The organism is Azotobacter vinelandii CA (genome assembly GCF_000380335.1).
Taxonomy (GTDB): domain Bacteria; phylum Pseudomonadota; class Gammaproteobacteria; order Pseudomonadales; family Pseudomonadaceae; genus Azotobacter; species Azotobacter vinelandii.
Map to the genome: position 1 here is coordinate 2,457,490 of NC_021149.1, position 23,526 is coordinate 2,481,015.

22 protein-coding genes and 1 pseudogene are annotated in these 23,526 nt (G+C 59.1%); 16 read left to right on the forward strand and 7 right to left on the reverse strand.

The window, feature by feature from the left end; translation table 11 throughout:
- The first annotated feature begins 175 nt into the window (after nt 1-175).
- The 6 genes and pseudogenes from ltrA (AVCA_RS11225) (at nt 176) to AVCA_RS24840 (ending at nt 6,201) form a co-directional block, all read left to right on the forward strand.
- Entirely contained in the window at nt 176-1,693 is a 1,518-nt protein-coding gene (gene ltrA, locus AVCA_RS11225) for a group II intron reverse transcriptase/maturase (protein ID WP_012701037.1), read from the forward strand.
- 72 nt (nt 1,694-1,765) lie between these two features.
- Nucleotides 1,766-2,222 (forward strand): annotated as a pseudogene (locus AVCA_RS24825) (transposase); the annotation flags it as partial.
- Between the two features lie 535 nt (nt 2,223-2,757).
- A complete protein-coding gene (locus tag AVCA_RS11240; protein ID WP_231876411.1) occupies nt 2,758-3,861 on the forward strand; it encodes a nucleotidyltransferase family protein in 1,104 nt (367 codons plus the stop codon).
- Nucleotides 3,862-3,907: 46 nt separating this feature from the next.
- The gene (locus tag AVCA_RS24830) at nt 3,908-4,822 is read left to right on the forward strand and encodes a Rossmann-fold NAD(P)-binding domain-containing protein (RefSeq protein ID WP_236616377.1); all 915 of its coding nucleotides are present in this window, start codon (nt 3,908-3,910) and stop codon (nt 4,820-4,822) included.
- Entirely contained in the window at nt 4,800-5,771 is a 972-nt protein-coding gene (locus AVCA_RS24835) for a phosphoenolpyruvate carboxykinase (ATP) (RefSeq protein ID WP_231876413.1), read from the forward strand. Before AVCA_RS24830 ends, AVCA_RS24835 begins: the two co-directional genes overlap by 23 nt.
- A complete protein-coding gene (locus tag AVCA_RS24840) occupies nt 5,764-6,201 on the forward strand; it encodes a hypothetical protein (protein ID WP_236616378.1) in 438 nt (145 codons plus the stop codon). Before AVCA_RS24835 ends, AVCA_RS24840 begins: the two co-directional genes overlap by 8 nt.
- 87 nt (nt 6,202-6,288) lie before the next feature.
- Here the strand turns inward: AVCA_RS24840 and AVCA_RS11245 are convergent, their stop codons facing one another.
- Nucleotides 6,289-7,317: an IS5 family transposase gene (locus tag AVCA_RS11245; RefSeq protein ID WP_407919052.1), complete on the reverse strand. Its 1,029-nt coding sequence runs from the start codon at nt 7,315-7,317 to the stop codon at nt 6,289-6,291.
- Nucleotides 7,318-7,385: 68 nt separating this feature from the next.
- Between AVCA_RS11245 and AVCA_RS26395 the strand changes: the two genes are divergently transcribed.
- The 6 genes from AVCA_RS26395 to AVCA_RS11265 all read left to right on the forward strand — a co-directional run bounded on the left by AVCA_RS26395 (nt 7,386) and on the right by AVCA_RS11265 (nt 12,289).
- Entirely contained in the window at nt 7,386-7,697 is a 312-nt protein-coding gene (locus AVCA_RS26395; protein ID WP_175556054.1) for a hypothetical protein, read from the forward strand.
- On the forward strand, nt 7,687-8,535 hold the full coding sequence (gene kdsA, locus AVCA_RS11250; RefSeq protein ID WP_012701044.1) for a 3-deoxy-8-phosphooctulonate synthase: 849 nt from the start codon (nt 7,687-7,689) through the stop codon (nt 8,533-8,535). The genes AVCA_RS26395 and kdsA overlap by 11 nt, the downstream gene beginning before the upstream one ends.
- A 29-nt stretch (nt 8,536-8,564) precedes the next feature.
- On the forward strand, nt 8,565-9,245 hold the full coding sequence (locus AVCA_RS24005; protein ID WP_072432933.1) for a class I SAM-dependent methyltransferase family protein: 681 nt from the start codon (nt 8,565-8,567) through the stop codon (nt 9,243-9,245).
- On the forward strand, nt 9,245-9,850 hold the full coding sequence (gene cysC, locus AVCA_RS24850) for an adenylyl-sulfate kinase (RefSeq protein ID WP_012701046.1): 606 nt from the start codon (nt 9,245-9,247) through the stop codon (nt 9,848-9,850). The genes AVCA_RS24005 and cysC overlap by 1 nt, the downstream gene beginning before the upstream one ends.
- A gap of 67 nt (nt 9,851-9,917) precedes the next feature.
- Nucleotides 9,918-11,063 (forward strand): MFS transporter, encoded by a 1,146-nt coding sequence (locus tag AVCA_RS11260; protein WP_236616379.1) that lies wholly within the window; start codon nt 9,918-9,920, stop codon nt 11,061-11,063.
- A gap of 197 nt (nt 11,064-11,260) precedes the next feature.
- Nucleotides 11,261-12,289: an IS5 family transposase gene (locus AVCA_RS11265; RefSeq protein ID WP_373878256.1), complete on the forward strand. Its 1,029-nt coding sequence runs from the start codon at nt 11,261-11,263 to the stop codon at nt 12,287-12,289.
- A gap of 189 nt (nt 12,290-12,478) precedes the next feature.
- On the opposite strand, the gene AVCA_RS11270 is transcribed toward AVCA_RS11265, so the two are convergent.
- Entirely contained in the window at nt 12,479-12,745 is a 267-nt protein-coding gene (locus AVCA_RS11270; protein ID WP_236616380.1) for a hypothetical protein, read from the reverse strand.
- A gap of 183 nt (nt 12,746-12,928) precedes the next feature.
- Here AVCA_RS11270 and AVCA_RS11275 point away from each other — a divergent pair, with 183 nt between their 5' ends.
- Together AVCA_RS11275 and ltrA (AVCA_RS11280) are read left to right on the forward strand one after the other, a co-directional pair.
- Nucleotides 12,929-13,882 carry a LysR family transcriptional regulator gene (locus AVCA_RS11275; RefSeq protein WP_012701050.1) on the forward strand — a complete coding sequence of 318 codons (954 nt, stop codon included), beginning with the start codon at nt 12,929-12,931 and terminating at the stop codon, nt 13,880-13,882.
- Nucleotides 13,883-14,507: 625 nt separating this feature from the next.
- The gene (ltrA, locus tag AVCA_RS11280; protein ID WP_175555988.1) at nt 14,508-15,773 is read left to right on the forward strand and encodes a group II intron reverse transcriptase/maturase; all 1,266 of its coding nucleotides are present in this window, start codon (nt 14,508-14,510) and stop codon (nt 15,771-15,773) included.
- A gap of 245 nt (nt 15,774-16,018) precedes the next feature.
- Here ltrA (AVCA_RS11280) and nfsB read toward each other — a convergent pair whose 3' ends face one another.
- Nucleotides 16,019-16,672: an oxygen-insensitive NAD(P)H nitroreductase gene (gene nfsB / locus AVCA_RS11285; RefSeq protein WP_012701052.1), complete on the reverse strand. Its 654-nt coding sequence runs from the start codon at nt 16,670-16,672 to the stop codon at nt 16,019-16,021.
- Between the two features lie 140 nt (nt 16,673-16,812).
- Between nfsB and AVCA_RS11290 the strand changes: the two genes are divergently transcribed.
- Nucleotides 16,813-17,772, forward strand: coding sequence for a LysR family transcriptional regulator (locus tag AVCA_RS11290; RefSeq protein WP_012701053.1), 960 nt, complete (start codon nt 16,813-16,815; stop codon nt 17,770-17,772).
- Nucleotides 17,773-17,789: 17 nt separating this feature from the next.
- Here the strand turns inward: AVCA_RS11290 and acuI are convergent, their stop codons facing one another.
- Nucleotides 17,790-18,776 (reverse strand): acrylyl-CoA reductase (NADPH), encoded by a 987-nt coding sequence (gene acuI / locus AVCA_RS11295; protein ID WP_012701054.1) that lies wholly within the window; start codon nt 18,774-18,776, stop codon nt 17,790-17,792.
- Nucleotides 18,777-19,340: 564 nt separating this feature from the next.
- Between acuI and AVCA_RS11300 the strand changes: the two genes are divergently transcribed.
- A complete protein-coding gene (locus AVCA_RS11300) occupies nt 19,341-20,195 on the forward strand; it encodes a GNAT family N-acetyltransferase (protein ID WP_012701056.1) in 855 nt (284 codons plus the stop codon).
- 308 nt (nt 20,196-20,503) lie between these two features.
- Here AVCA_RS11300 and AVCA_RS11305 read toward each other — a convergent pair whose 3' ends face one another.
- Genes AVCA_RS11305 through AVCA_RS11315 form a run of 3 tightly spaced genes read right to left on the reverse strand, consistent with a single transcriptional unit; the run spans nt 20,504 to nt 23,519 of the window.
- Nucleotides 20,504-21,454 carry a lysylphosphatidylglycerol synthase domain-containing protein gene (locus tag AVCA_RS11305; protein ID WP_012701058.1) on the reverse strand — a complete coding sequence of 317 codons (951 nt, stop codon included), beginning with the start codon at nt 21,452-21,454 and terminating at the stop codon, nt 20,504-20,506.
- Complete coding sequence (gene clsB, locus AVCA_RS11310; RefSeq protein ID WP_072432682.1) at nt 21,451-22,692, reverse strand: cardiolipin synthase ClsB; 1,242 nt, start codon at nt 22,690-22,692, stop codon at nt 21,451-21,453. The genes AVCA_RS11305 and clsB overlap by 4 nt, the downstream gene beginning before the upstream one ends.
- Nucleotides 22,689-23,519: an endonuclease/exonuclease/phosphatase family protein gene (locus tag AVCA_RS11315; protein ID WP_012701060.1), complete on the reverse strand. Its 831-nt coding sequence runs from the start codon at nt 23,517-23,519 to the stop codon at nt 22,689-22,691. The genes clsB and AVCA_RS11315 overlap by 4 nt, the downstream gene beginning before the upstream one ends.
- Nucleotides 23,520-23,526 lie beyond the last annotated feature (7 nt).

The window sequence follows — 23,526 nt, forward strand, 5'->3', positions numbered from 1 at the left end:
GCGGACCGCGAGGAACGCTGAGGGTGCTGCGGGTAAAGGAATGTGGAGAAAGCGAAGGCCGCCCTGTAACGGGGTGGATACGGGCTAAGACATGGCCTGGCGCGAAAGCGAGCAGACTTCCACAAGGTCTTCCATGGCGAAATAACCTTGCCAATCGTTGGACGGAGGAAAGCAGATGACAGAACCAGCTCGCCATGCGCAAGCAGCGACGCCACGTTCTGGTGCACCTTCGCATGCCAAATCGAACTGGCCCCAATCCTGGTGCCGGATCGAATCGGACGTGAAACGACTCCAGGTGCGTATTGCCAAGGCAACACGAGAAGGCAGGTGGGGCAAGGTGCAAGCCTTGCAGAGGCTGCTGACTCGCTCGTACAGCGGCAAGATGCTCGCCGTGAAACGAGTGACGGAAAATCGAGGGAAGAAAACACCGGGAATCGACGGCAAGATCTGGTCGACTCCGGTCGCCAAATCGAAGGGAGCATCGGCGCTGAAGCAGCGTGGTTATCGACCACAGCCGCTGAGGCGCCTCTACATACCCAAGAGCGACGGCAAGGAACGCCCACTGGGGATTCCAACGATGCGGGACAGGGCCATGCAAGCGCTGTGGAAACTGGCGCTCGAGCCGGTGGCAGAGACGCGTGCCGATCCCAACTCGTATGGTTTCCGGCCAGAACGTTCAACGGCCGATGCCATCGCACACGGCTTCACCGTGCTGGCAAAGCGTAGCTCGGCAGAGTGGATACTTGAAGGAGACATCCGTGGCTGCTTTGACAATATCAGTCATGATTGGCTGCTCACCAATGTCCCCATGGACAAGACCATTCTGCGTAAATGGCTGCAGGCAGGGTATGTCGAGCAGGGAACCTTGTTCGCAACGGAGGCGGGAACCCCGCAAGGGGGAATCATCTCCCCGATACTCGCGAACTGGACCCTGGATGGACTGGAGCAGGCCGCTCTCACCAGCGTGGCTTCGACAGAACGCCGGCGAAGGCCCTTCAAGGTCCATGCCGTAAGGTATGCCGATGACTTCATCGTCACGGGGGCTTCGAAATCTCTCCTGGAACATCAGGTACGACCGGCGATCGAGGCGTTCCTGAAAGAGCGGGGCCTGGAGCTCTCGGCAAAGAAGACTCACATAACGCATATCTCCGAAGGCTTCGACTTTCTTGGCCAGAACGTACGCAAGTACGCCGGCAAGCTGCTGATCACTCCAGCTCGCAAGAGTGTGAAAGTGCTCCTGGAGAAAGTCCGGGAAGTCGTAAACGGGAACAAGGCAGCCACACAGGCGAACCTGATCCTGATCCTGACCCTGACCCTGAACCCGATCATCCGGGGGTGGGCCATGTATCATCGCCATGTCGTTGCTGCCGCCCGCTTCGCATGGATCGACCACCAGATTTGGCGAATCCTATGGCGCTGGGCTGTGCGCCGGCATGCCATGAAAAGTGCTCACTGGGTAAAGCAACGATACTTCCGCGTGGTGGGGCGACGACACTGGGTGTTTGCTTGCAAGGAAAGAAAGCATGGCATGAGCCAGCCCGTCTGGCTGTTCGCTGCAGCCAGTGTTCCGATCATACGGCACGTCAGGATATGCAGCGCGGCGAACCCGTTCGACCCTGCATGGACGCTTTACCTGGAGCGCAGGAGAGCACAGCGTCAGGTAGCCCGGTCACCCGGCTGCTGGAAGGCTTGAGCCGTATGAGGGGTGACTCTCATGTACGGTTCTCAGGGGAGGCAGGAGTGGTAACACTCCTGCCTTACCCGACTGAAGGCGCATATCGGCGTCGATGCCGAGTCGGGCCTGGTGCATCACGTGGTGGGCACGGCGGCCAACGTGGCGGATGTCACCCAGGTCGACAAGGTGCTGCATGGCGAGGAAAACCTGGTCAGTCTCGATGCGGCCTATGTCGGTGTCGAGAAACGTCCGGAGCATGCCGGACGGAAAGTCGTCTGGCAGATCGCGGCTCGCCGCAGCACCTACCAGAGGCATGGCAAGCGCAGTGTCCTGTATCGCGTCAAACGCCGGATCGAGAAAGCCAAGGCGCAGATGCGGGCGAAGGTCGAGCATCCGTTCACGGGTGATCAAGCGGCAGTTCGGCTACGTCAAGGTCCGCTTCCGCGGCCTGGCGAAGAACACGGCGCAACTGGTGACGCTGTTCGCCCTGTCGAACCTGTGGATGGCGCGAAAACATCTGCTGGTGGCAGGAGAGGTGCGTCCGTAATGCGGGGAATCATCCCGGCAAAGCGCCTCGTCAAGGGCAAGACATGGATTTGCAAAGAAATATCGGCCTGAATTGCCGCGGAGCTGCCGTTTTTTTGAGCAGTCTAGCGCTCGGGCAGGAAATGTCGGGGCTAATTCAGACTTTCCTTGAGCGCTCCCATTTATCATCGCGCACCAGTAGAGCCTCATCCTATTTCAAAAAAATTTCGAGAATATCAAGCTACTCAAATTACTTCAAATGAGAATGGCCTGTAACTTGATGCGGATCATATGCGTTTAATGCATTAAGGTATTTGTTAAATGCATTGGATCTTCATTCTTTTTTGTGAAAACTTAAATAACAATAATTTAACGATTCAGAAGGATCTGAAGTGTATGCTTTCACAAGTAAATATGCGTGCGGTGGGAGGTGGTATTCCGGAACTAACATGGAGAGATGCTGTGCGGCTAATAGTGACTCTCGCATTTTTTATAGTGCTACTCCCCGATCGATTCAAGGCTCCAGCAAGCTTTACATTTCCATGTGTGAGGCGCGTGTGATTGTCGATACGCGAATAAATCTGCTGATGTTGGCACTGTCGGCCGGCATGATGTCAATCGATGAAGGTGAATCGGTAGTTTATGCTGATAATCTTGTTCGAGCAATCGACAAGACATGGTTGAATAAAAATCAAAATACAGTCGTGCAGTTCATGCACAAGACGAAAATGATGTCATTCGCTGACAGCCTCTTTCCTTTTGTCCAAGAGTGTCAGCTCTTTAAGCTCGTAGAGCTTTATAATGCTCTGGTGGAAGTGACTGCGATCAGGCGATCCATGCTGGAGCCTGTATTCACAGCACTCAATGAGAGTCGTATTGATGTCATGCCTTACAAAGGCATAGATTTCATTTACAACTATCAGAGTGCTTCGGCTCATCGTTTTATCTCCGATGTCGATCTGATCATCAGACGCAATCAACTGTCTTGTGCTGCTTCAGTGTTCGAAGGCATGGGGTTTGTTCAGGCGCAGGTCAGCAAGGGGCAATTATCGGTTGATGGCCAATCCCTACATATGCTGCCATGGGTGTTGAGCGATGCGATGGGTGTGGCCTGGAATGAACAGTCTGTTCGACCCTATGTGAAGGTTGGCAAAGCTGAGGTGTTACAGCCTTATCAAGAGATACTTTCTGAGTACACGATGATTTATCAGTCAGGGCAGCCGATGGTGATTGCCTACATCGATCTAGAATTTTCCGTAATGCCGGGAATCGATGAGAGAGATGTTTGGCATCGAACACGAGTCACAAAGATTGCCGATGAGGTTTGCTCGGGGCTTTGTCCGGAGCTCTATCTTTGCTCATTGTTTTGCCGAGTGTGTACGGTCTCGGATGTTTTCGATGCCCCAAGTGTTTATCCCTTTGTGGATGCTCTGAGGGTATTGGTCGCTGGAGGCATTGACTGGGATTATTTATGGGTAATGGCCGACAGATATTATCTCGTTGTACCGATCTCTCAATGTCTGATCGAGTTGGTTGCTATCGCGGGATCAGCCATACCTGCTGAGGTATTCAGTCGATGCCAAAAAAACCTGATAATCCATGGGGCATCGAGTAAACCAACGCTATTGGAGTGGCTGAGCGTTATCAAGGGTATCCTGTAATTGATGGTTCAAGAAATGTGTACTCAACAATAAGGATGAGGTTGAAATGCGGATTAGCACGCCGAGAAAAAGTACCAGTACTCTTTGCGTGATCGGTGGTACTGGGCATGTCGGGCAGTCGTTAATGTCATTGTTGGGAGCCTGTGAAGGATGGGGGGTGGTGTTCTATGTTGAAAGCCATGAGCAAGCTTGCCGGCTGGAATGTAGCTTTCAAGATCACTTAGTCCAGAAATGGCGGGTATCCTTCGATCAGGCCTCAATTATTAATAGCGACACTATTCTCTTCATTGCCGGTACCAAAACAGCCGCACAAGGTAGCAAAAACGACCTGTTTACCAGTAATAAAAAAATTATTGGTCACTACCTTCAACTGATGAGTGGAAAGAACATTATTCTGGTCACCAATCCATGCACCCAGTTAGGGTGGTATATTGAATCCACTATCGATGCATTTACCATTGGTGTCGGCGTACAGAATGACTACAATCGACTGTCCTATCAAAACCCAGATGTCGATTATATTTTGGGTGCACATAATATACAGGAGCAGGTTTTCTACGATGCTCAAGAGATGTGCGTATTTGACGGTTTCTCTAATGCTGAAATTTATAAGTCACATCGTGAAACGCAAGACAGATATGTGAGTGACCGGCTATTTGATCTGCTCAGAAAAAATCTGCGTCAAGATGAGTATTTCAAATGGTGGAAAATGCAGCGTTACCATTCGGTCGCAAATTATTCAAGCTACTCCTGTGGGCGCGCAATTATTCAGGCGCTTAACTATATTGGTGGGGCGCGTGAAAGAAAGATTCATGGGGAAGTCAGAGTAACCCTCACCTCCGGTGAGAGTGTCTTTGTCGGCGTACCTATTTGTAATGACAAGCTTTACTGTACGCCTCAATCGCTTGAGTTATTTTTAAAGGCCAAGGAGGAGTATTTTGAAAAGTACAGATTGTCGTGAGATTAGTTTGAGTTATTATGGCTTGGTCGACCTCAGAATATATTGCATAAACGAGCGAGATGCCGAATTGTTCAATAGTATTCTTCGTGAATATCTGATGCCATTTCTGCAAGTGAAAGCACCGACGGGGCAACCTCATTACACAATCTTGTTGCGTCAGGGCGATTTTGATCTGGTTGGATCTGATTGGACCCCCATGACTTTTTTGTTGGACGATGCCGTCTCGGACTTTCGTTTCGGCGTGGAAAAACATTACTCGCCGACAAGGCGGGACATCTTCAATCCTCTAAACGGAACGCTATTTAGTATTTCCGGTACAGAGGTTGAAATTATTTATGTGACCAAAAATGCCTTGGTCAAGGATATTCAGCGGGTGATCAAACAATTGCTCATCACCAAAATAGAAAATGCCGGTGGTGCTGTACTGCATGCCTCAGCGTTTTCGTTGGATGGTCGAGCTATTTGTTATGTTGGGGAGAAGGGGCAGGGGAAGACTACTTGCTTGTTGGAGTCCCTGAAGGCTAATGGTGCAAAATTCATTACTAACGACCGTCTTCCGATCATACCGATTTCCGGAAAGTTCCATGTTCTGGGATGGTTTGAGGAGTTACGACTTGTTCAGCCATCCGGTGGAAAGAAAAAAAAGCTAAGGGTATTGGAGCTTTGTGAGCCTCTACGAATAGAGACACGACCGGTACCCCCTAAACTCATCGTGTTACCCGACTGCCTAGGTAAGGTGGGAAACGAAAATAATGCACGGGAAGTGATCGAAGGGCAGCTATTGACACCGGTTGATCCGCAACGCCCGAAGTGGCTAGGTTATTCGAAATCGCTGGATTTTGACCGTGATGCCTTACTGGATCAACTTCCTACGAGACGCCTTCAATGGCAGTTCCAAGAGCGAGATGAGTTACTGGGCAAAATCAAGGAGGTGGTGGATAGTGTATGACCTTGTACTGATCGCTGGTCCCTGTAGAAGCGGGACTACTTTTGTTTTCAACGCCTTATCGCATAGTGACTTCATTGGTGTTTTCCAGCCGTTAAAACATCAAATCCGGTGTGAGCTGAGCGGCACCTCTAGCGAGATGAAATTTGAGCATTATGTAGGGAATCGCATTGTTATCAAAGAGGCATTTGGACCATATAGTCTGGAAGAGGCTGGTTACGATCCGGTTCAAAAGGCAGTCGATATTTTCCAGGCTGAAAAAATTTTGCTCGTACTTGTGCTACGTTCGCCCACAGAATGTCTGGCATCATGGGAAAAGGCTTTTTATTCCGATCGTCCGGTCAATGATCGAGTGTTCAACCAAGCCTATCTGAATACTCTACGACTTCAGGGCACCTCTAAAAACACCCACCTGAGCTGGGTCGAGCAGTGACGAACCCAGCGCTTGGCATCCGTTGACCGGGTTGATGTCTCGCAGAAGTTCCTGCTGCCGGTCGCGGTATGCAACCAGCGACCTGACTCAGGCCATTTCCAGTAGTCTCGACATCCGCTTGAGGTTGTAGACCGCCGATTTGACCACCAAACCGAACTCCGCCCGGACCAAGCCAATGCTTCGGACCATCTTGCCGCCCATCTGGGCCAGGCTGGCAAAGACATGTTCGACCCGGGCTCGGGGACTGGCTATGCGTTTGTTTCGTGCCTTGTCCCGTTCACCGATCGGCTTGCCGGCCTGGCCCTTGCGCTGGATAGATGGCCTCCAGCCGATCAGTTGGAGCCAGCGCTCCCGGGGTCTGTCGTGATACCCGCGATCCGCCCAGAAGTCCCGGCTGCTGTTGCCCCGGTCGAGCACATCCACCAGATGCAGGGTGTCGGCCTCGCTGGCATCGCTCACCTTCACGCAGCGGATCAGCTTGTGCCGGCGATCCACGCTGACCGACAGCTTGTAGCCGAAGTACGACTTGCCGTGCTTCTTCGTCCAGCGCGCCTCGACATCCTTTTGCCGGCGCTTGGCGGGCGACCATTCGACCGGCACAGCCTGCTCCTTCACCACGGCCTGCTCATCGGCCGTGTTGTGCTGGATGGGCGCGCGAACGATGCTGGCATCGATGATCTGCCCTTCGCGAGCCCGGAAGCCGTGTGCCTGCAACTGACGCTGCACCTCGGCAAAGATCCGATGCTCGACGTTGGCCTGTACCAGGCGCTCGCGAAAGACCCAAATCGTGTTGCGGTCCGGCACTCGGCCGGAGTTTTTCAACCCGGCAAAACGCTGGAAACTCATACGGTCGAGCAGTTGAAACTCCATCTGCTCGTCGGACAGGTTGAACAGTTGCTGGAGTACCAGCAGTCGCGTCATCTGCTCCGTTGGATAAGGCGGCCGGCCGCCCTTGGCCCTACTGGGCCTGGGAGCCCAGTGGTCGATCTCGGCGGCCAAGGATGCAAAGTCCACATGCTTGTTCAGTAGGGCCAGTGGGTCGCCCAAGCTGTCCAGCTTGGCTTCACGCTCCTGGTCGGCAAAAAGACTGAACATCAGTAGGCTCCGGGTGATCAACAGGCGGATGATCTTACCCAGCGGCCGGGCTGGTTTTTAGAGGTGCCCTTCAGCAAAAATATGCCACGGTGCTCGATGTTGAAACTTTGATTCTGGGGCAGGAACAGCACTTCACCCGTACGCTTGACGAGATCAGGATCCGGCTCGGGGGGATAGATGTTGCCCAGCGCTATCGCGATTATGTGAAGCCTAGGGATCCACCCCGTTATGAGGTTCATGGTTTGTTAGACAAAGCATTGAAAGGCAAAGACTACAACGCCGCGTATGTTTCGAGAGATACAGCGACTGTGGACATCTCCCGGATAGCCGTGGCACTGCAATGCTATAGTGCAGCTAAGCATAGCCTGAACAACCCAAACGGGAGCCATCATGAGTTTTGAAGTGTTGTATAAGATTTTTCCTGAGCGCCGTAACGGTAATCATAAGGATGAACTCTTTATTTTTGCCGGCCCCTGTGTTGTCGAAAATGAATCGATCACGCTGCAGATCGCCGAAGCACTTGCCGATATTCACCAAGCCTGTGGGATCGACATCGTATTCAAGGCAAGTTTCATGAAGGCAAATCGAACGTCTAAAAGCAGCTTTACCGGGCTTCCTCTGGATCAGTCACTGTATATTCTGCAAAAGGTCAAAACCCAGTTTGGATTGAAGGTCCTGAGTGACGTACACGAATACACCAATCTCGATGAAATCGCCGATGTCATCGATGTATTGCAGACCCCTGCCTTTCTCGTGAGACAGACAGAGTTCTTGAAAAAGGTCGCCGCGGTCGGCAAACCAATAAACATCAAGAAGGGCCAGTTCTTGAGTCCGACGGAAATGATCAGCGTCGTCGACAAAGTTCTGTCCTTTGGCAATAGCGACTTGCTGGTGTGCGAGCGCGGAAGTTCATTTGGCTACAATTACCTGATCAACGATTTTCGTGGGATGCAGCAGTTGATGCAGATGGGGCAGCCATTAGTATTCGATGCGACACACTCAGTTCAACGTCCTGGCGCCTTGGGCGATAGCTCTGGAGGTGACGCTAGGTATGCCCCAAGGCTTGCCAAAGCAGCAGTGGCCTTAGGCGTGGATGGGATCTTTCTGGAAACCCACCCAGATCCTGCCTTGGCGCTGAGCGATGGACCCAACATGATTCCTTTGGCGCTCGTCAAGCAATTGCTTCGAGAGTTGAAGGATCTCCATCAGATGGTCAAGGAGCAATCTACCTATATCTGATCCAGGTCTGATCTGGACTGATCAATCTTATGAGCATCAACAAAAAGGAATATGCTGTGGGTTGGCAAAGTTGGCATGAGAACTACCGGAATTCTTTACCGTTGCGGGCTCGACTTGAAGAGGTCAGTCAGCAGGTCACAGACGCGATTAATGCGATAGAGTCACCTCGTGTTCATGTACTGAGCCTCTGCTCAGGTGACGGTCGTGATTTACTGAAAGTATTACTGTCAGGGAATACAAATAAAGCCGTGGATGCCACATTAATCGAACTTGATCCGATTTTGGTTGAGCAGGGCCGAGAGGCATTCGCTGAGCATGGGTTCAGCGATTTCGTGCAGTTTCGTTGTGCTGACGCCACGTTGTTTTCCAGTTATCAGGACTTGCCCAAAGCCGAGCTTGTCATGGTATGCGGGGTATTCGGGAATGTAAGGGCCAATCACGTGGAGCGGCTGATATTTTCGCTGAAGGGATTTTGTAGTCCCGGTGCCCGAGTTGTGTGGACCAGAAGCCTCAATGAGTTCGATGACGGAGAGGCGGCTGCCCAGAGGATAAGGTGCTGTTTTAAGGATACCGGTTTTCGAGAAGCGGCTTTCAAACGTACCCCGGAAGGTACTTTTGCCGTGGGGAGTCTCATTTACGAGGGGGAACAGGAACGCTTGCCATCCACGGGGCAGATGTTTGAGTTTTCTGCATTCTGGGATGTGCACTAATGGTAGGTATGATGGTGTCTTCTGAACATAATCTCACTTGGCATAGTACGGCGGTAACGCCTGAAATGCGGGCTACACTATCGGCGCAGCGTCCTCTTACATTGTGGTTTACCGGTCTGAGTGCTGCTGGCAAGAGCACGCTGGCCTTTAATTTGGAAAGCCTGCTGATCGCTAACCGTATTCATTGCTGTGTCCTCGATGGCGACAATATCCGCCACGGCCTGTGTCGGGACTTGGGCTTCGATAACCATAGCAGAACTGAAAATATTCGGCGGGTTGCGGAAGTCGCACGGCTGATGAATGATGCCGGACTGGTAGTCATGGCAGCCTTTATTTCTCCGTACCGGCGTGATCGAGAGCTCGCCAGAAGCATTATTGGTGCAGATCGCTTTCATGAGATTTATGTCAGCGCTCCGCTTTACGTCTGCGAACGTCGGGATCCCAAGGGGCTCTATAAAAAAGTGCGTATAGGTGAGTTAAGCGGTTTTACCGGTGTTGATTCCCCCTATGAAGAGCCTGATCATCCTGACGTTTACCTGGATACCTCTCGTACACCGATCCCTGACTGTCTAGATCGGTTGGCCGGGTTGATCACCGCACGTTGAACTAAAGCGCGATAGCAATGGACGGCGCGATCATGTGCATTCGAGAGTGCCAGAGGGCAGACGTTTGATGATCGGGTTTGTATTGTTTTGGACCCAGTTCCTAGTGGTCAGTAATATATTGATCATGCCGGTGTTGCTTCAGGGCGTACGGGAAGAGTTTGTTTTGGATGTCGACTCAATAGGCCTGTTGTTGGCTGCGTTTCCGTTGATGGCGTTCATTAGTAACATGTTCGTAGGCCGGTTTATCGATCGAGTCGGCCGACCCTTGAGTTTACTGATGGGGCTCTGTACGGTCGCAGCGTGTTATCTGCTTATGTTTTTTGCAGAGAACGACACCGTTGCTATTGTGTCACGAGGGCTGACCGGCATCTGTATGCCACTTGTAGGTGCGAGCCTCTATGCGGTGATTGCCGACGTCTATGCCGACAAGGTTCGTATGCGAGTCATTGCGCTCGTCAGCACTGCCGCATCATTGGCGGGATTGATTACTCTTCCGGTAGGGGCATGGTTCTCTACTTCGTCTAGATGGCATTACGTGTTTCTGACGTTTGCCATTGCTTGCTTTTGCTTGGGAGTGATCAGCTATTTTTCTTACTATCGCCGGTATGCACCCAATCGATTGAGGGGCGCGGATGTAAGGCAAGGTGCTATAAGGCTTTACCGAGAGGATGCGGTGCTACGAAGTTATGCCCTGTTATATTGGCTCCAGGGCTTTGCCTATTTTTCGTTGATTTTTTGGATGCCATCATACTTTCAGCGATTATTGGATGGAGGGCAATCTTCCACCGTGCTGCTTTTCGGCGGAATAGGGGCAGTGTTGGGGGCGTGGTGTTTGGCGAGGCTGACGGGCAGGCGAGTGGGGGCCTTCTACGCTTTGCTTGGGATCAATGGTATCGCTGTCTTGAGCCTGCCTGCTTCTGCTCTGGGCTTATGGGCAGCCTCTGGAGTATGGTTTGTTTACAATGCCTGTCGTCAGTTGTTATCTGCGCATATCCTCTCGGGGGCTAATGCTCGTTGTGGCAATGCTGATCGTGGGGTATTGAATGCTACGATGAGTGTCGGGTACCAGGCTGTGGGGGCTGCTGCTGCGTTTTTGACGGCACAGTTGTCTTTTCTGCCTCATTCGCTTTCGATAATCTGCATTATTGTCACATTGGCGTTGTTGCCGAGCTTTTACTTTTATAAAAACCTCGATCGTTTGAATGCGTTGTGAATGAGTGTCCGATCGGTATCGGGCCGACAGCAAGACGTTTTTCAGCAGATAGCCCTCAGCCAAATACGGCCGGTAATTATGTGATATCCGATCCGAACTCAGGGGTACTGTAAATGTTGCAACCAGCCCTTCCTCAATCATCGTCTATAGGGCACCTCTAAAAACCCTCGCGTCCCGAAGGTAAACTCAACGGTTTGTTGATCCCCCGGAGCTTGCCGATGTTCAGTCTGTTTGCCGACCAGGAGCGAGAAGCCAAGCTGGATAGCCTGGGCGACCCACTGGCTCTACTGGACAAGCATGTGGACTTTGTCGCCCTGGCAGCCGAAATCGACCGCAGGGTTCCTCGCCCCAGCCGCGCCAAGGGCGGTCGGCCGCCTTATCCGACAGAGCTGATGACGCGCCTGCTGGTGCTTCAGCAGTTGTTCAACCTGTCCGATGAGCAAATGGAGTTCCAACTGCTCGACCGCATGAGCTTCCAGCGCTTTGCCGGAGTGAAGCACACCGGCCGGGTCCCGGACCGCAACACGATCTGGTGCTTTCGCGAACGCCTGGTGAAGGCCAATGTCGAGCATCAGATCTTTGCCGAGGTGCAACTCCAGTTGCAGGCGCAAGGATTCCAGGCCCGCGAAGGGCAGATCATCGATGCCAGCATCGTTCGCGCACCGACCCAGCACAACACCGCCGATGAGCAGGCCGTGGTGAAAGAACGGGCGATACCCGTCGAGTGGTCGCCCGCCAAGCGCCGGCAAAAGGATGTCGAGGCACGCTGGACGAAGAAGCACGGCAAGTCGTACTTCGGCTACAAGCTGTCGGTCAGCGTGGATCGCCGGCACAAGCTGATCCGCTGTGTGAGGGTGAGCGATGCCAGCGAGGCCGACACCCTGCATCTGGTGGATGTGCTCGACCGGGGCAACAGCAGTCGGGACTTCTGGGCGGATCGCGGGTATCACGACAAGCCGCGTGAGCGCTGGCTCAAGTTGATCGGCTGGCGGCCACATATCCAGCGCAAGGGCCAGGCGGGCAAGCCCATCCACGAACGGAGCAAGGCAAGGAACAAACGCCTGGCCAGCCCCCGCGCCCGGGTCGAGCATGTTTTTGCCAGCCTGACACAGATGGGCGGCAAGGTGGTCCGGAGTATTGGCTTGGCTCGTGCCGAGTTTAGCTTGGTGGTCAAATCGGCGGTCTACAACCTTAAGCGGATGTCGAGCCTGCTGGAAATGGCTTGAGCTGGAGCGCCGGTCGCGTACCGCGGCTGGCGATGCTGAATGCCTTGCGAGAACTTATCCCTGTGCTCCGATGCCAAGTGCTGCACTTACCGCCGGTCTCTGGCTCAACCTGGAGGTGCGTTTTTAGAGGTGCCCTATAGGGGAAACAAGAAGGCCGGCTCGTCGATGAATGGGGCGAGCCGGGTAGGCTTAGAATGCCAGCTCCAAATCGATTGCCAACACCCGGTAACCGACGTTGCCTGGCTGGTCGCTGACCACGCGGAATTCGCTGAGCACTTCCTGGGTGCCGTACTTCACTTCGCTGAGCACCGGCCGGGTCAGCCGCTGTGGCGTCAGATGCTCGATCGCCGCTGAGTAGATCAGCAGGGTGCGGCTGGTACCGCTCAACAGCAGCACGGCATACAGCTGGTTCGGCCTGGCGAAGGCGCGGGGTCTCCTGCGAGGTTGCAAAACCATGAAATGCTCCTTGAAAGATCCAGCGAGCATTTCCGATGGCGGAAATGTATCGAAACGGCACACTTATTACTTATTAATATATAAATATCGAAAATTTATATTTTCCGGAAATAAGTGCGTGCCTTTATAAAAAACGTCCCCCCTTGCAGCAATTGCATTTGATCGAAAGTTTCCATGTAGAAAATGCATATCGACCTTCGCCAGCTCCGCCACTTCGTGGCTCTCGCCGAGCACCGCAGCTTCGTCGCCGCCGCTGCGGCGGTGAACCTGTCCCAGTCCGCCTTCAGCCGCAGCATCCAGTCCCTGGAACACAGCGCCGGCTTCCAACTGGTCGACCGGGGTAGCAAGGATCTGCCGCCGACCCAGCAGGGTCTGGTGCTGCTGGAGCATGCCCGGCGTCTGCTTCGCCAGGCACAGGAACTGGACAACGAGATCGGCCGCCTGAACGGCGCCGAGAGCGGTGCGTTGCGCTTCGGCTGCGGGCCTGCGCCGGCGGCGCAACTGGTGCCCCAGGCAGTGGCCGGCTTCATCGCCGACTATCCCAGGGCACAGGTGAATTTCCAGGTCGATAATTGGCAGGAGTTGAATGCGCGCCTGATCGCCGGCGAAATTGAATTCTTCGTCGCCGACACCCGCCGCTTCGAGGCCGACCCCGACTACCGGGTGGTACGCCTGCAACCGCAGCGCTGGACGTTCTGCTGCCGGGAGGATCACCCACTGGCGCAAACCGGGGCGCCGACCTGCCGGGAGCTGTTCGCCTTCCCGCTGGCCACCACCTTCCGTCCGCCGAACATTCGCAAGGTATTGGTGGATTACAGCGGTCGACGTGACTTCCAGCCCGCCGTGGAGTGCGAGCACTCCTACGCGCTGCTCAACGTGGTGCTGCATTCGGACGCCATCGGCATCGGCAGTGCGCTCAACCTGGAGCCCTACATCCTGCGCGGCAACCTCAGGCTCCTGACCCCGCGGGATCTGCCCGAGCATCTGGAGGAGCTGCACACCCGCTACGGAATCGTCAGCCGCAACGGGCGCACGCTCTCGCCGCTGGCCCAGGCGATGATCGCCCGCATCGAATACACCGACCGCGCTCTTACGGAACGGTTGTCCGGCCTGCCGTCGACCTGCGGATGCTGTTGATGCACGAGGCTCGCTCGCTTGTCACCTGGGGCCAAAGGACCGAGTGTCTTGAACGCTTAGTGCGCCAGTTAAAGCTGGCGGAGGATAGTCGATGAAAGTTCGATACTGGTAAGAAATGGCGAATCAACCAGCCCCCGAGTCATGCACGTTGCACCGTGAGGTGCAGGGTGAAGCGTTGACAGGGGAAACCGATGGGCCAGCCATTGAGCCGCGTAATCAGAAATCCGGGACGCCGATGCTGTTAAGCGAAGCAGAAGGCAATACGGGGCATGGCGTTATACGCCAGTCATGCCCTGGTCCTGCGCGGTCGGAGACCCTGCGCACGTCGGGAAGTCCTTCGCACAGAAACTGGGAGATCTCAGTGATGCCCGGTGCGCATGCACTGGGCGGAGCAGGCAAGGCCAAAAGCTGTAACCCTGCTGTCTACGTCGCTGAGAAGTCGGATACGTCCGTAGTACCTGAGAAACCGTCGAACAAAGGGGCTAGCCCTGCGGAGAGGGTGGAGGAAAGGGGCGTAGCCAAGGGGAACACCGACAAGAACCCCACGCCCCGGACGCTGAGCCGGAGCAGTTGCGTGTCGATGGGACTTGAAGGTGTACGTGAAGCAGCCCGTAGGGACAAGGGTATGCAGTTCACGGCATTGTTGCACCACATCACACCGCAACTGTTGGCGCAGAGCTTCTACGCACTTCGCCGCGACGCGGCGGTGGGAGTGGACGGTATGTCGTGGCGAGAATACGAAGAAGACCTCCACCAGAGGGTGGGCAAGTTGCACGCACGGCTCCACAGAGGAGCCTATCGGGCAACGCCGTCACGGCGGGTATATATCCCCAAAGCTGATGGCAGGCAGCGGCCACTGGGTATTGCCTCTTTGGAGGACAAGATCGTACAGCAGGCAGTCGTCACCGTTCTGAATGCGATCTATGAGGAGGATTTCCAGGGGTTCTCGTATGGGTTTCGGCCGGGACGAAGCCAGCACGATGCGCTGGATGCGTTGACGGTCGCGCTCAAGAGCCAGAAGGTGAACTGGATACTGGACGCGGACATCACGTCGTTCTTTGACGAGATCGACCATGAATGGATGCTGATGTTTCTGGGGCACCGAATTGCAGACCGACGCATGCTCGGACTCATCTGCAAATGGCTTCAGGCGGGAGTAATGGAGGATGGCCGTAGGTTGGCTGCGACCAAGGGGACTCCCCAAGGCGCAGTGATATCGCCGTTGCTGGCGAATATCTATCTTCACTACGTGCTGGATCTGTGGGCAAGGCAGTGGCGCCAACGGCATGCCCGTGGCGAGATGATTGTTGTGCGCTACGCGGACGACAGCGTGGTGGGTTTCAGGACGCAATGGCAGGCGCAGCGTTTCCTGGTGCAGTTGCAGGAACGCATGGCCAGGTTCGGTCTATCTCTTAATGCCTCGAAAACACGGCTGATCGAGTTCGGTCGCTTTGCTGTACAGAATCGCAGGCGGCAAGGGCTGGGCAAACCGGAGACGTTTGATTTCCTGGGCTTCACTCATTGCTGTAGTACCAACAGAAGCGGGGGATTTCAAATCCTGCGGCTGACGGTCAAGAAGCGGATGCGTGCGACACTGCAAGCCATCCGGATAGCACTGAATCGCCGGCGACATGAGCCGATCCGAGTCGTAGGTCAATGGCTCGGCAGTGTGGTTGGAGGATATTTCAACTACCACGCCGTGCCGGGAAACCTGATCCGTCTTGACGGTTTTCGGGTGGCGGTTTGCCGTCTTTGGCGGCAAGCCCTCAAACGGCGCAGCCAGCGTAACCGGCTCCAGTGGTCGCGCTATGGACGCCTTGCAGACCTCTATATACCAAGACCCAGAACTGCACATCCTTACCCTGAGGAGCGCTTCGCGTCACGTACCTGAGGCAGGAGCCGTATGCGGTAGTTCCGCACGTACGGATCTGTGCGGGGGGTGGCAGGTAACTGCCATTCCTACCGCGACCTATAGGAACCTAGCTGTGGACAACCATATCGCTCGGAATCGTGCGTTGACATCCTCCCCGTCCTTTAGGACGGGGAGGATGTGCGCGCCCAGCATGGGCGCGATCTTGGAGGTGAAAGTTCTCCCACGAGCTGGCTACAGCGAGTGACGGCTGCCCCCTATGCCGATCAAAGGAAGGTGAAGATGTCTTCGGTCGGCAGGCGCGACTTCGGCAGCTTGGCGTTGAAGTCGTCTTCGCTGCGATAGCCCAGGCTGACGATCACCACGCTGGTGAAGCCGCGCTCGCGCAGGCCCAGTTCTTCGTCGAGCCTGTGGAAGTCGAAGCCCTCGATGGGTGTGGCGTCCACGCCCGAGGCGGCGGCGCCGAGCAGCAGGGTGCCGAGGGCCAGGTAGACCTGCTTCTCCATCCAGTGCTGCAGGTCCTTGCGGTCGTAGCGGTGCAAATTGACGTAGGAGCTGCGCACGTTGCCCTGGCCGGCCTTGCCTTCCGGGTTGGCGTAGCGGCCGTCGAGGTCTTCCTGGTTGAGCACGGCCTTGAGGTGGGCCGCGTCCAGGTCGGTGCGGGCGCAGAGCACCACGACGTGCGAGGCGTTGAGGATCTTCGCCTCGTTGTAGGCGTAGCCGTCCTGGGTCGCCTTGGCGATGCGGGCCTTGCCCTCGTCGCTGGCGGCGATGACATGGTGCCAGGGTTGCGAATTCACCGAGGACGGGCTGTAGCGCAGCAGGGTCTGCAACTCTTCCATGATGTTGGCGGGCACCTTGCGGCTGGGGTCGTAGGCCTTGGTGGTGTAGCGGGTCCTGGCGGCATTGGCGATGCTCAAGGTTTGTTCTCCTGTCGATGATTTCCCGAGGCTGTTTCCACCCGCGCTCCGGGGCGGCGGGCGGCTGGGTGGATGTTCGGCCGTGCGGCTTTCAGTGAAAAGCAGCAAAATCAGCCAACACCTTCACACCGGGAGTGAAAATGATCCGTCTGGAGGACCTCGCCCTGTTCGTCCGTTCCGCCGCCCTCGGCAGCTTTTCCGCCGTGGCCCGGGAGGTCGACCTGCTGCCCGGGCAGGTCAGCGCGGCGATCAAGCGCCTGGAGCGGGACCTGGACATCCGCCTGTTCGCCCGTTCGACGCGCAGCCTGCGGCTGACCGCCGAGGGCGAGCAGTACCTGCCCTATGCCGAACGGGTGCTGGAGACCCTGCGCGAAGGCCACGAGCGCCTGCACCGGGAGCGGGCCGGGTTGCAGGGCCTGCTGCAGGTCAGCGCGCCTTCCGACCTGGGGCGCAACCTGCTGCTGCCCTGGCTCTCGGCGTTCTGCCGCGAGCACCCGCGCCTGACCCTGCGCCTGCTGCTGTCCGATCAGGTCGCCGACATCTTCCGCGATCCGATCGACGTGGCGATCCGCTATGGCCCCATGGAGGACGCCAGCTTCATCGCCCTGCCGCTGGCGCCGGACAACCGCCGGGTGCTGGTGGCCGCGCCGGATTATCTGCAGCGCTGCGGCCGGCCACGGACGCTCGACGAACTGGCCGGGCACGTCTGCCTGGTCTACCTGCTGGGCGGGCGGGCCCATGACAAGTGGGGATTCGAAGAGGGGGGGCGCCGGCGGGTGATCGCCGTTCGCGGCGGGCTGCTGAGCGACGATGCCGATGTGGTGCGGCGCTGGGCCATCGCCGGGCACGGCATCGCCTACAAGTCCTGGCTGGACGTGGGCGAGGACGTGGCCGCCGGGCGCCTGGAGCTGTTGCTCGGGGACTGTCCGGGCGAAGCGGCGCCGCTGCATCTGGTCTGTCCGCATCGCAAGCAGTTCTCGCCGGCGGTCCAGCAACTGTACGCCCTGCTCAAAAGCCGTTTCGCGGCATTGGGCGAGCGCATGCGGCGGCGAGCCTTGGCTCCCTCTCCCCACGGGGGAGAGGGCTGGGGAGAGGGCTGAAACTACACCGCTCGGACTCAGCGATTCACATCGACCACGACCCGCCCGCGCACTTTCCCGGCGAGCAGTTCGCCGGCCGCGGGGATGGCTTCGCCCAGGCCGATCCCGGTGGTGATCTCGTCCAGCAGCGACAGGTCGAGGTCGCGGGCCAGGCGTTCCCAGGCGACGATGCGGTCCGCGCGGGGGCGCATCACGCTGTCGATACCGGCCAGGGTGACGCCGCGCAGGATGAAGGGCGCCACCGTGGCCGGGAAGTCCATGCCCTGGGCCAGGCCGCAGGCGGCGACGGTGCCGCCGTAACGGGTCGCGGCGCAGGCATTGGCCAGGGTATGGCTGCCCACCGAGTCGATCACCCCGGCCCAGCGCTCCTTGGCCAGCGGCCGGCCGGGCTCGGAGAGGCTGGCGCGGTCGATGATCTCGCCGGCGCCGAGCTTCTTCAGGTAGTCGGCCTGTTCCGGGCGGCCGGTGGAGGCCACCACCCGATAGCCGAGGCGGGCGAGCAGGGCGATGGCGACGCCGCCGACCCCGCCGTTGGCGCCGGTGACCAGGATCTCGCCCTGCTCGGGCGTCACGCTGTGGCGCTCCAGGGCCAGCACCGACAACATCGCGGTGTAGCCGGCGGTGCCGACGGCCATCGCCTGGCGGGCCGTGAAGCCACGGGGCAGGGGGATCAGCCAGCGGCCGTCCAGGCGCGCCTTCTGCGCCAGCCCGCCCCAGTGGTTCTCGCCGACGCCCCAGCCGTTGAGCAGGACCGCATCGCCGACCTCGAAGTCCGGATTGGCGCTGGCTTCCACCGTACCCGCCAGGTCGATCCCCGGCACCATCGGAAACTTGCGCACCACCGGGCCCTTGCCGGTGATGGCCAGCGCATCCTTGTAGTTGAGCGTGCTGTAGTCCACCCGCACGGTCACATCGCCCTCGGGCAGTTGCGCCTCGTCCAGGGTGGCGCTGCGCGCGCGGTAACCCGCCGCGTCGTCCTTCTCGATCAGGATCGCTTCGAACATGCCCCGTCTCCTTTTTAGACCGGTCGTCTATTTCTGGTCGAAAAATATGCCAGGACCTGCGTGAGCGGGCCTGGCCCTTTCCCGCAGTCGTTCCTTGGGATCGCTGCGAGCGCTACGGCAGCAGATTATAGACCGATCGTCTCGAATGGCAAATCGGGCCGCTTGGCGCGGCCTGGAGGCGTACCGGCGAGGATGACGATGAAGGCGCCGGTCGGACCGGCGAATCGCATCCGGCCAACTTGGAGGCCTTTCCCTTTTCTACTGAAATCGGAAATCGAGAGGGGGATAAGGCTTCATCCAGGAAAGACCGTGCATGAAACACCAAGTCATCAGGAACGGCGGCTCCGGGCCGGTGTGCGGCCCCTGGGAGCGGCGGCGGGGACGGGAAGCCGGGCCGCTCGGGGCCGGATTCGTCGAGAGGACGGAGTCTGCTGTCTGGGGGAGGGAAACCGGCCCGTGCCGCGAAAACGCGCGGGACGCTCTTCGGTGGGGGCGGTTGTCCCTGTACTACGCTTTCCCTGTCGCAGTCGCCCGCGCCGGTCGCGGGCGGCTCGGGAGGAAGGCATGCAACAGGAAACCTATGAAATCGCCACCATGAGTCGCCGCGAAGTCGATCTGGCGATCGACTGGGCGGCCAACGAGGGCTGGAATCCGGGCATTCACGATGCGGAGTGCTTTCATGCGGCCGACCCGGACGGCTTCCTGATCGGGCTCTTGAACGACGAGCCGGTCGCCACGGTTTCGGCGGTCCGCTATGACGATTCCTTCGGTTTCATCGGCCTTTACATCGTCAGGCCGGAATACCGGGGCCGGGGTTACGGTTCGCGTATCCTCGGCGCCGCGACCGCGCGTCTCGCCGGATGCAATATCGGGCTCGATGGCGTGGTGGGCCAGCAGGAGCACTACCGCGGGCTCGGTTTCCGGCTGGCCTACCGCAACGTGCGCTACGAGGGCTGGGGCCCCGGCGGCGCCTCCGCGGACTCCGGCGAATGCGTCGGACTGACTACCTTGCCCTTCGACCGGGTCGAGGCCTATGACCGGGCCTTCTTCCCGGCGCCGCGGAGCCGCTTTCTCGAACGCTGGATCGCCCAGCCCGACGCCAGGGCACTGGGCGTCCTGCGGGAAGGGCGGCTCGCCGGCTACGGCGTTCGCCGCAAGTGCCTCGCCGGCCACAAGATCGGCCCCCTGTTCGCCGATACGCCGGCGCTGGCGCAAACGCTCCTGGCGGGGCTGCGCGAGGGCCTCGCGGAGGCGGAGCCGTTCTATCTGGACGTGCCGGAGGTCAACCGGGCGGCGCTCGGGCTGGCCGAGCGGCACGGCATGCGCATCGTCTTCGAGACGGCGCGGATGTATACGGGAGCCGATCCGGCGCTGTCGCTGGACCGTCTGTACGGGGTGACGACCTTCGAGCTGGGCTGAGTGTCGTGCCGCATTCGGCTATATCCAGCCGGGCTGGCCGATCTCGGCGCATGACGGGCGGCGGCATGGCCTGTCGACGGCCATGCTCGGCGAACCGTTGGTGGGGCTGCCGATATCCGTCGGTCCGTTCGGCGAACCTCTCATCCTGGCGCTGCTGTGCGGCGTACTGGCGATCGCCGCCGGCATCGCCCTGATCGGCTGGCCGCGACGGCGCCGGGCGGCTTCCCGCGGATCGATCCGGCCAGGATGGCGTCCGGATGCGGTCGCTGGACCAATCGCGATGGCGCGAACGTGGACGGGCGGAGGGGCTATGTCCGTGCCCGTTTCGCCCGCGCCTCGAGTCCCAGGTAGACCAGGCTGGCGACCAGCAGGGGCAGCAGGTAGTAGATCGCCCGGTAGCCGAGCAGCGCGGCGAGCACGCTGTCGCGTTCCGCCTGCTGGTGGAGCAGGGCGACGAACACCGTTTCCAATACGCCGAGCCCGGCGGGGATATGCGTGAGCACGCTGGCGATGCTGGCGATCAGCAGGGTGCCGAGCACGGTGCCGTAACCGACCTGCTGCTGCAGCAGGACATGGATGACCAGCGCCATCAGCAGCCAGTTGCCGGCGCCCAGGACGAGCTGCCAGAGCGCCAGGCGCAGGCTCGGCAGGCCGAGCGCGTGTCCGCGCAGGCTCAGCACGCGGCGGCGGGAGAAGGCGCAGAGCGTCAGGTAGAGGCCGGCCAGCGCCAGCAGCAGGACGCCGAGGAGCCGCAGGTTGCCATGGTCGAGCGCCCAGTGCGCGGGAGGGCGCACGGCGCCGGCGGCGAAGACCAGGCCGGCGAGCAGCAGGTAGGCGATCCAGTTGGTCGTCAGGCTCAGGCTGTAGACCTGGGTTATCTGCACGGCGGACAGGCCGAGGCGCGAGTAGAGGCGGTAACGCAGGGCCAGGCCGCCGATCCAGGCGCCGAGGTTGAGGTTGAAGGCGTAGCAGACGAAGGTCACCGCCAGTACCTGGCCGGTCGGCAGATGGTGATGGGCATAGCGCCGCCCGAGCAGATCGAAGCAGGCATAGAGCAGGTGGCTGGCGGCGGCGATGGCCAGGGCCGACAGCAGGGTGCCCGGCCGGTAGTCGGCCAGCGTGGCGAACACGTTGCGCCATTCGATGTTGCGCGCCAGGCCGAACAGCAGTCCGGCCATCAGGATGAAGAAGGCCCAGACGAGGAGACGGCGGATCGGCGGCCAGTGCTCGCGCGTCCATGCGCCGAGGCCGGCTTTCATGGGCTGGGCCGGTGCAGGTTGTCGCCGCCGTCCGGCCGGGGGTATTGCAGGATTTCCACCCGCGGGCTGTGCGCCGGCAGCCAGCCGACCCAGGCCGGGAAGTGGCTGAGGGCATGGTAGGCGAGAAAGGCCAGCGGCATGCGCCACCAGGTGTCGCGGGCGATCCGCTCCTTGGTCATGAGCCGGCAATGGTGGCGCCGCAGCCGCTCCAGGCGGTCGCTCAGCTCCCGGTTGAAGGCCCGGTCGCGGACGATCAGGTTGGCCTCCAGGTTGAGCGACAGGCTCAACGGGTCGAGGTTGCTCGAGCCGACCGTGGCCCATTCGTCGTCGGCCAGGGCGACCTTGCCGTGCAGCGGGCGGTCGCAGTATTCGTGGATGAGCACGCCGTCCTTGAGCAGGTATTCGTAGAACAGGCGCGCACCGAATTTGGCGATCGGCATGTCCGGCTGGCCCTGCAGGATCAGCTCCACCTCGACGCCGCGCCGCGCGGCGCGGCGGATTTCCCGCAGCAGGCGATAGCCTGGGAAGAAATAGGCGTTGGCGATCACCAGCCGGCGACGCGCCCGGCGGATGGCTTCCAGGTACTGCTCCTCGATGTCGTTGGTGTGGCTGCGGTTGTCGCGGGTGACGAACAGCACCCGGGCGCTGCCCTCGGCCGACGGCTGCGTCGGCTGCCGGCCGTTGCCCAGGACCCGATGGCGGCGGCGCCACCAGAGTCGCGACGGTTCGGTGGCGGCGATGCTGGCGAGGGCGAAGCGCTGGATGTCGCGGGTCACCGGGCCGATCACCTCGACCGAGTAGTCCTGCTTGGCGGTCGGCCCGAAATCGCCCAGGTGGTCGGCGGAGAAGTTGATGCCGCCGAGGAAGGCGCGGGCGCCGTCGACCACCACGATCTTGCGGTGCAGGCGGCGGAACAGGTTGGTGCGCATGCCGAACAGCTTCGCCCGTGGATCGAACATGCGCAGGCAGATGCCCACTTCGGTCATGGCCGCGATGAAGCCGGGCGTCAGGTCCGCCGAGCCGTAGCCGTCCACGGTGATTTCGACATGTACGCCGCGCCGCGCCGCGGCGATCAGCTCCCGGTGCAGTTCGTTGCCGACCTTGTCCTCGAAGAGAATGAAGGTCTCGATGAGGATCTCCCGGCGGGCCCGGCGGATGGCCTCGAACACCCGCGGAAAGAACTCCTCGCCGTTTTCCAGCAGCCACAGACGGTTGCCGTCGCGCCAGGAAAAGTTCACAGGCGCACCTCGGCCGCCAGGGGCAGGTGGTCGGAGAGGTGGGGCCAGGGGGTATGGGACAGCACCCTGGCGTGCAGCGGATCGAGATTGCGCACGTAGATGCGGTCCAGGCGCAACAGCGGCAGGCGCGCCGGGAAGCTGCGCGCGCAGCGGCCGTGGCTGTGCTCGAAGACCTCGATCAGGCCACAGTCGCGCAGGCGGGCGGAGGCGCGCAGGCGCCAGTCGTTGAAGTCTCCGGCGACCAGGATGCGCGCCTGCGCGGGCAGCGAGCCGATCAGCTCGCAAAGCAGGCCGAGCTGCTTCTGCCGGTGGCTTTCGAGCAGGCCCAGGTGCACGCAGATGGCGTGTACCTCCGGTTGTCCCGGCACCTCCAGCTCACAGTGCAGCAGGCCACGCCGCTCCGGACCGGGAACGGAGATATCGAGGTTGCGGTGGCGCTGGATGGGATACTTGGACAGCACGGCGTTGCCGTGGTCGCCGTCCGGGTAGACGGCGTTGCGCCCATAGGCGAAATCGCCCCACATGCTGTCGGCGAGAAACTCGTAGTGCGGGGTTTCCGGCCAGTCGCGATGGCGCCGGGCATGGCGCTCGTGGGTACCGAGCACCTCCTGGAGGAACACCAGGTCCGCCGACACGTCACGCACCGCCTCACGCAACTCGTGCAGGATGAAGCGGCGATTGAGCGCGGTGAACCCCTTGTGGGTGTTCACCGTGAGGATGTGCAGGGAGTCGACGCGCTGTTCTTCGCCGTGGGCTTTCCGGCGCCGGGTCCCCGCTCCGGGCTGCGGAGCGGGGCTCGGCCGGTCGAGCCGGGATTCCGTGGTCATGGGGCGT

What these genes read in the sequence shown, in the direction of transcription:
- ltrA (WP_012701037.1), top strand. Translation starts at nt 176, where the DNA reads ATGACAGAACCAGCTCGCCATGCGCAAGCAGCGACGCCACGTTCTGGT.
- AVCA_RS24830 (WP_236616377.1), top strand. Translation starts at nt 3,908, where the DNA reads ATGCGGATTAGCACGCCGAGAAAAAGTACCAGTACTCTTTGCGTGATC.
- kdsA (WP_012701044.1), top strand. Translation starts at nt 7,687, where the DNA reads ATGAGTTTTGAAGTGTTGTATAAGATTTTTCCTGAGCGCCGTAACGGT.
- AVCA_RS24005 (WP_072432933.1), top strand. Translation starts at nt 8,565, where the DNA reads ATGAGCATCAACAAAAAGGAATATGCTGTGGGTTGGCAAAGTTGGCAT.
- cysC (WP_012701046.1), top strand. Translation starts at nt 9,245, where the DNA reads ATGGTAGGTATGATGGTGTCTTCTGAACATAATCTCACTTGGCATAGT.
- AVCA_RS11260 (WP_236616379.1), top strand. Translation starts at nt 9,918, where the DNA reads ATGATCGGGTTTGTATTGTTTTGGACCCAGTTCCTAGTGGTCAGTAAT.
- AVCA_RS11270 (WP_236616380.1), bottom strand. Translation starts at nt 12,745, where the DNA reads ATGGTTTTGCAACCTCGCAGGAGACCCCGCGCCTTCGCCAGGCCGAAC.
- AVCA_RS11275 (WP_012701050.1), top strand. Translation starts at nt 12,929, where the DNA reads ATGCATATCGACCTTCGCCAGCTCCGCCACTTCGTGGCTCTCGCCGAG.
- ltrA (WP_175555988.1), top strand. Translation starts at nt 14,508, where the DNA reads ATGCAGTTCACGGCATTGTTGCACCACATCACACCGCAACTGTTGGCG.
- AVCA_RS11290 (WP_012701053.1), top strand. Translation starts at nt 16,813, where the DNA reads ATGATCCGTCTGGAGGACCTCGCCCTGTTCGTCCGTTCCGCCGCCCTC.
- acuI (WP_012701054.1), bottom strand. Translation starts at nt 18,776, where the DNA reads ATGTTCGAAGCGATCCTGATCGAGAAGGACGACGCGGCGGGTTACCGC.
- AVCA_RS11300 (WP_012701056.1), top strand. Translation starts at nt 19,341, where the DNA reads ATGCAACAGGAAACCTATGAAATCGCCACCATGAGTCGCCGCGAAGTC.
- AVCA_RS11305 (WP_012701058.1), bottom strand. Translation starts at nt 21,454, where the DNA reads ATGAAAGCCGGCCTCGGCGCATGGACGCGCGAGCACTGGCCGCCGATC.
- AVCA_RS11315 (WP_012701060.1), bottom strand. Translation starts at nt 23,519, where the DNA reads ATGACCACGGAATCCCGGCTCGACCGGCCGAGCCCCGCTCCGCAGCCC.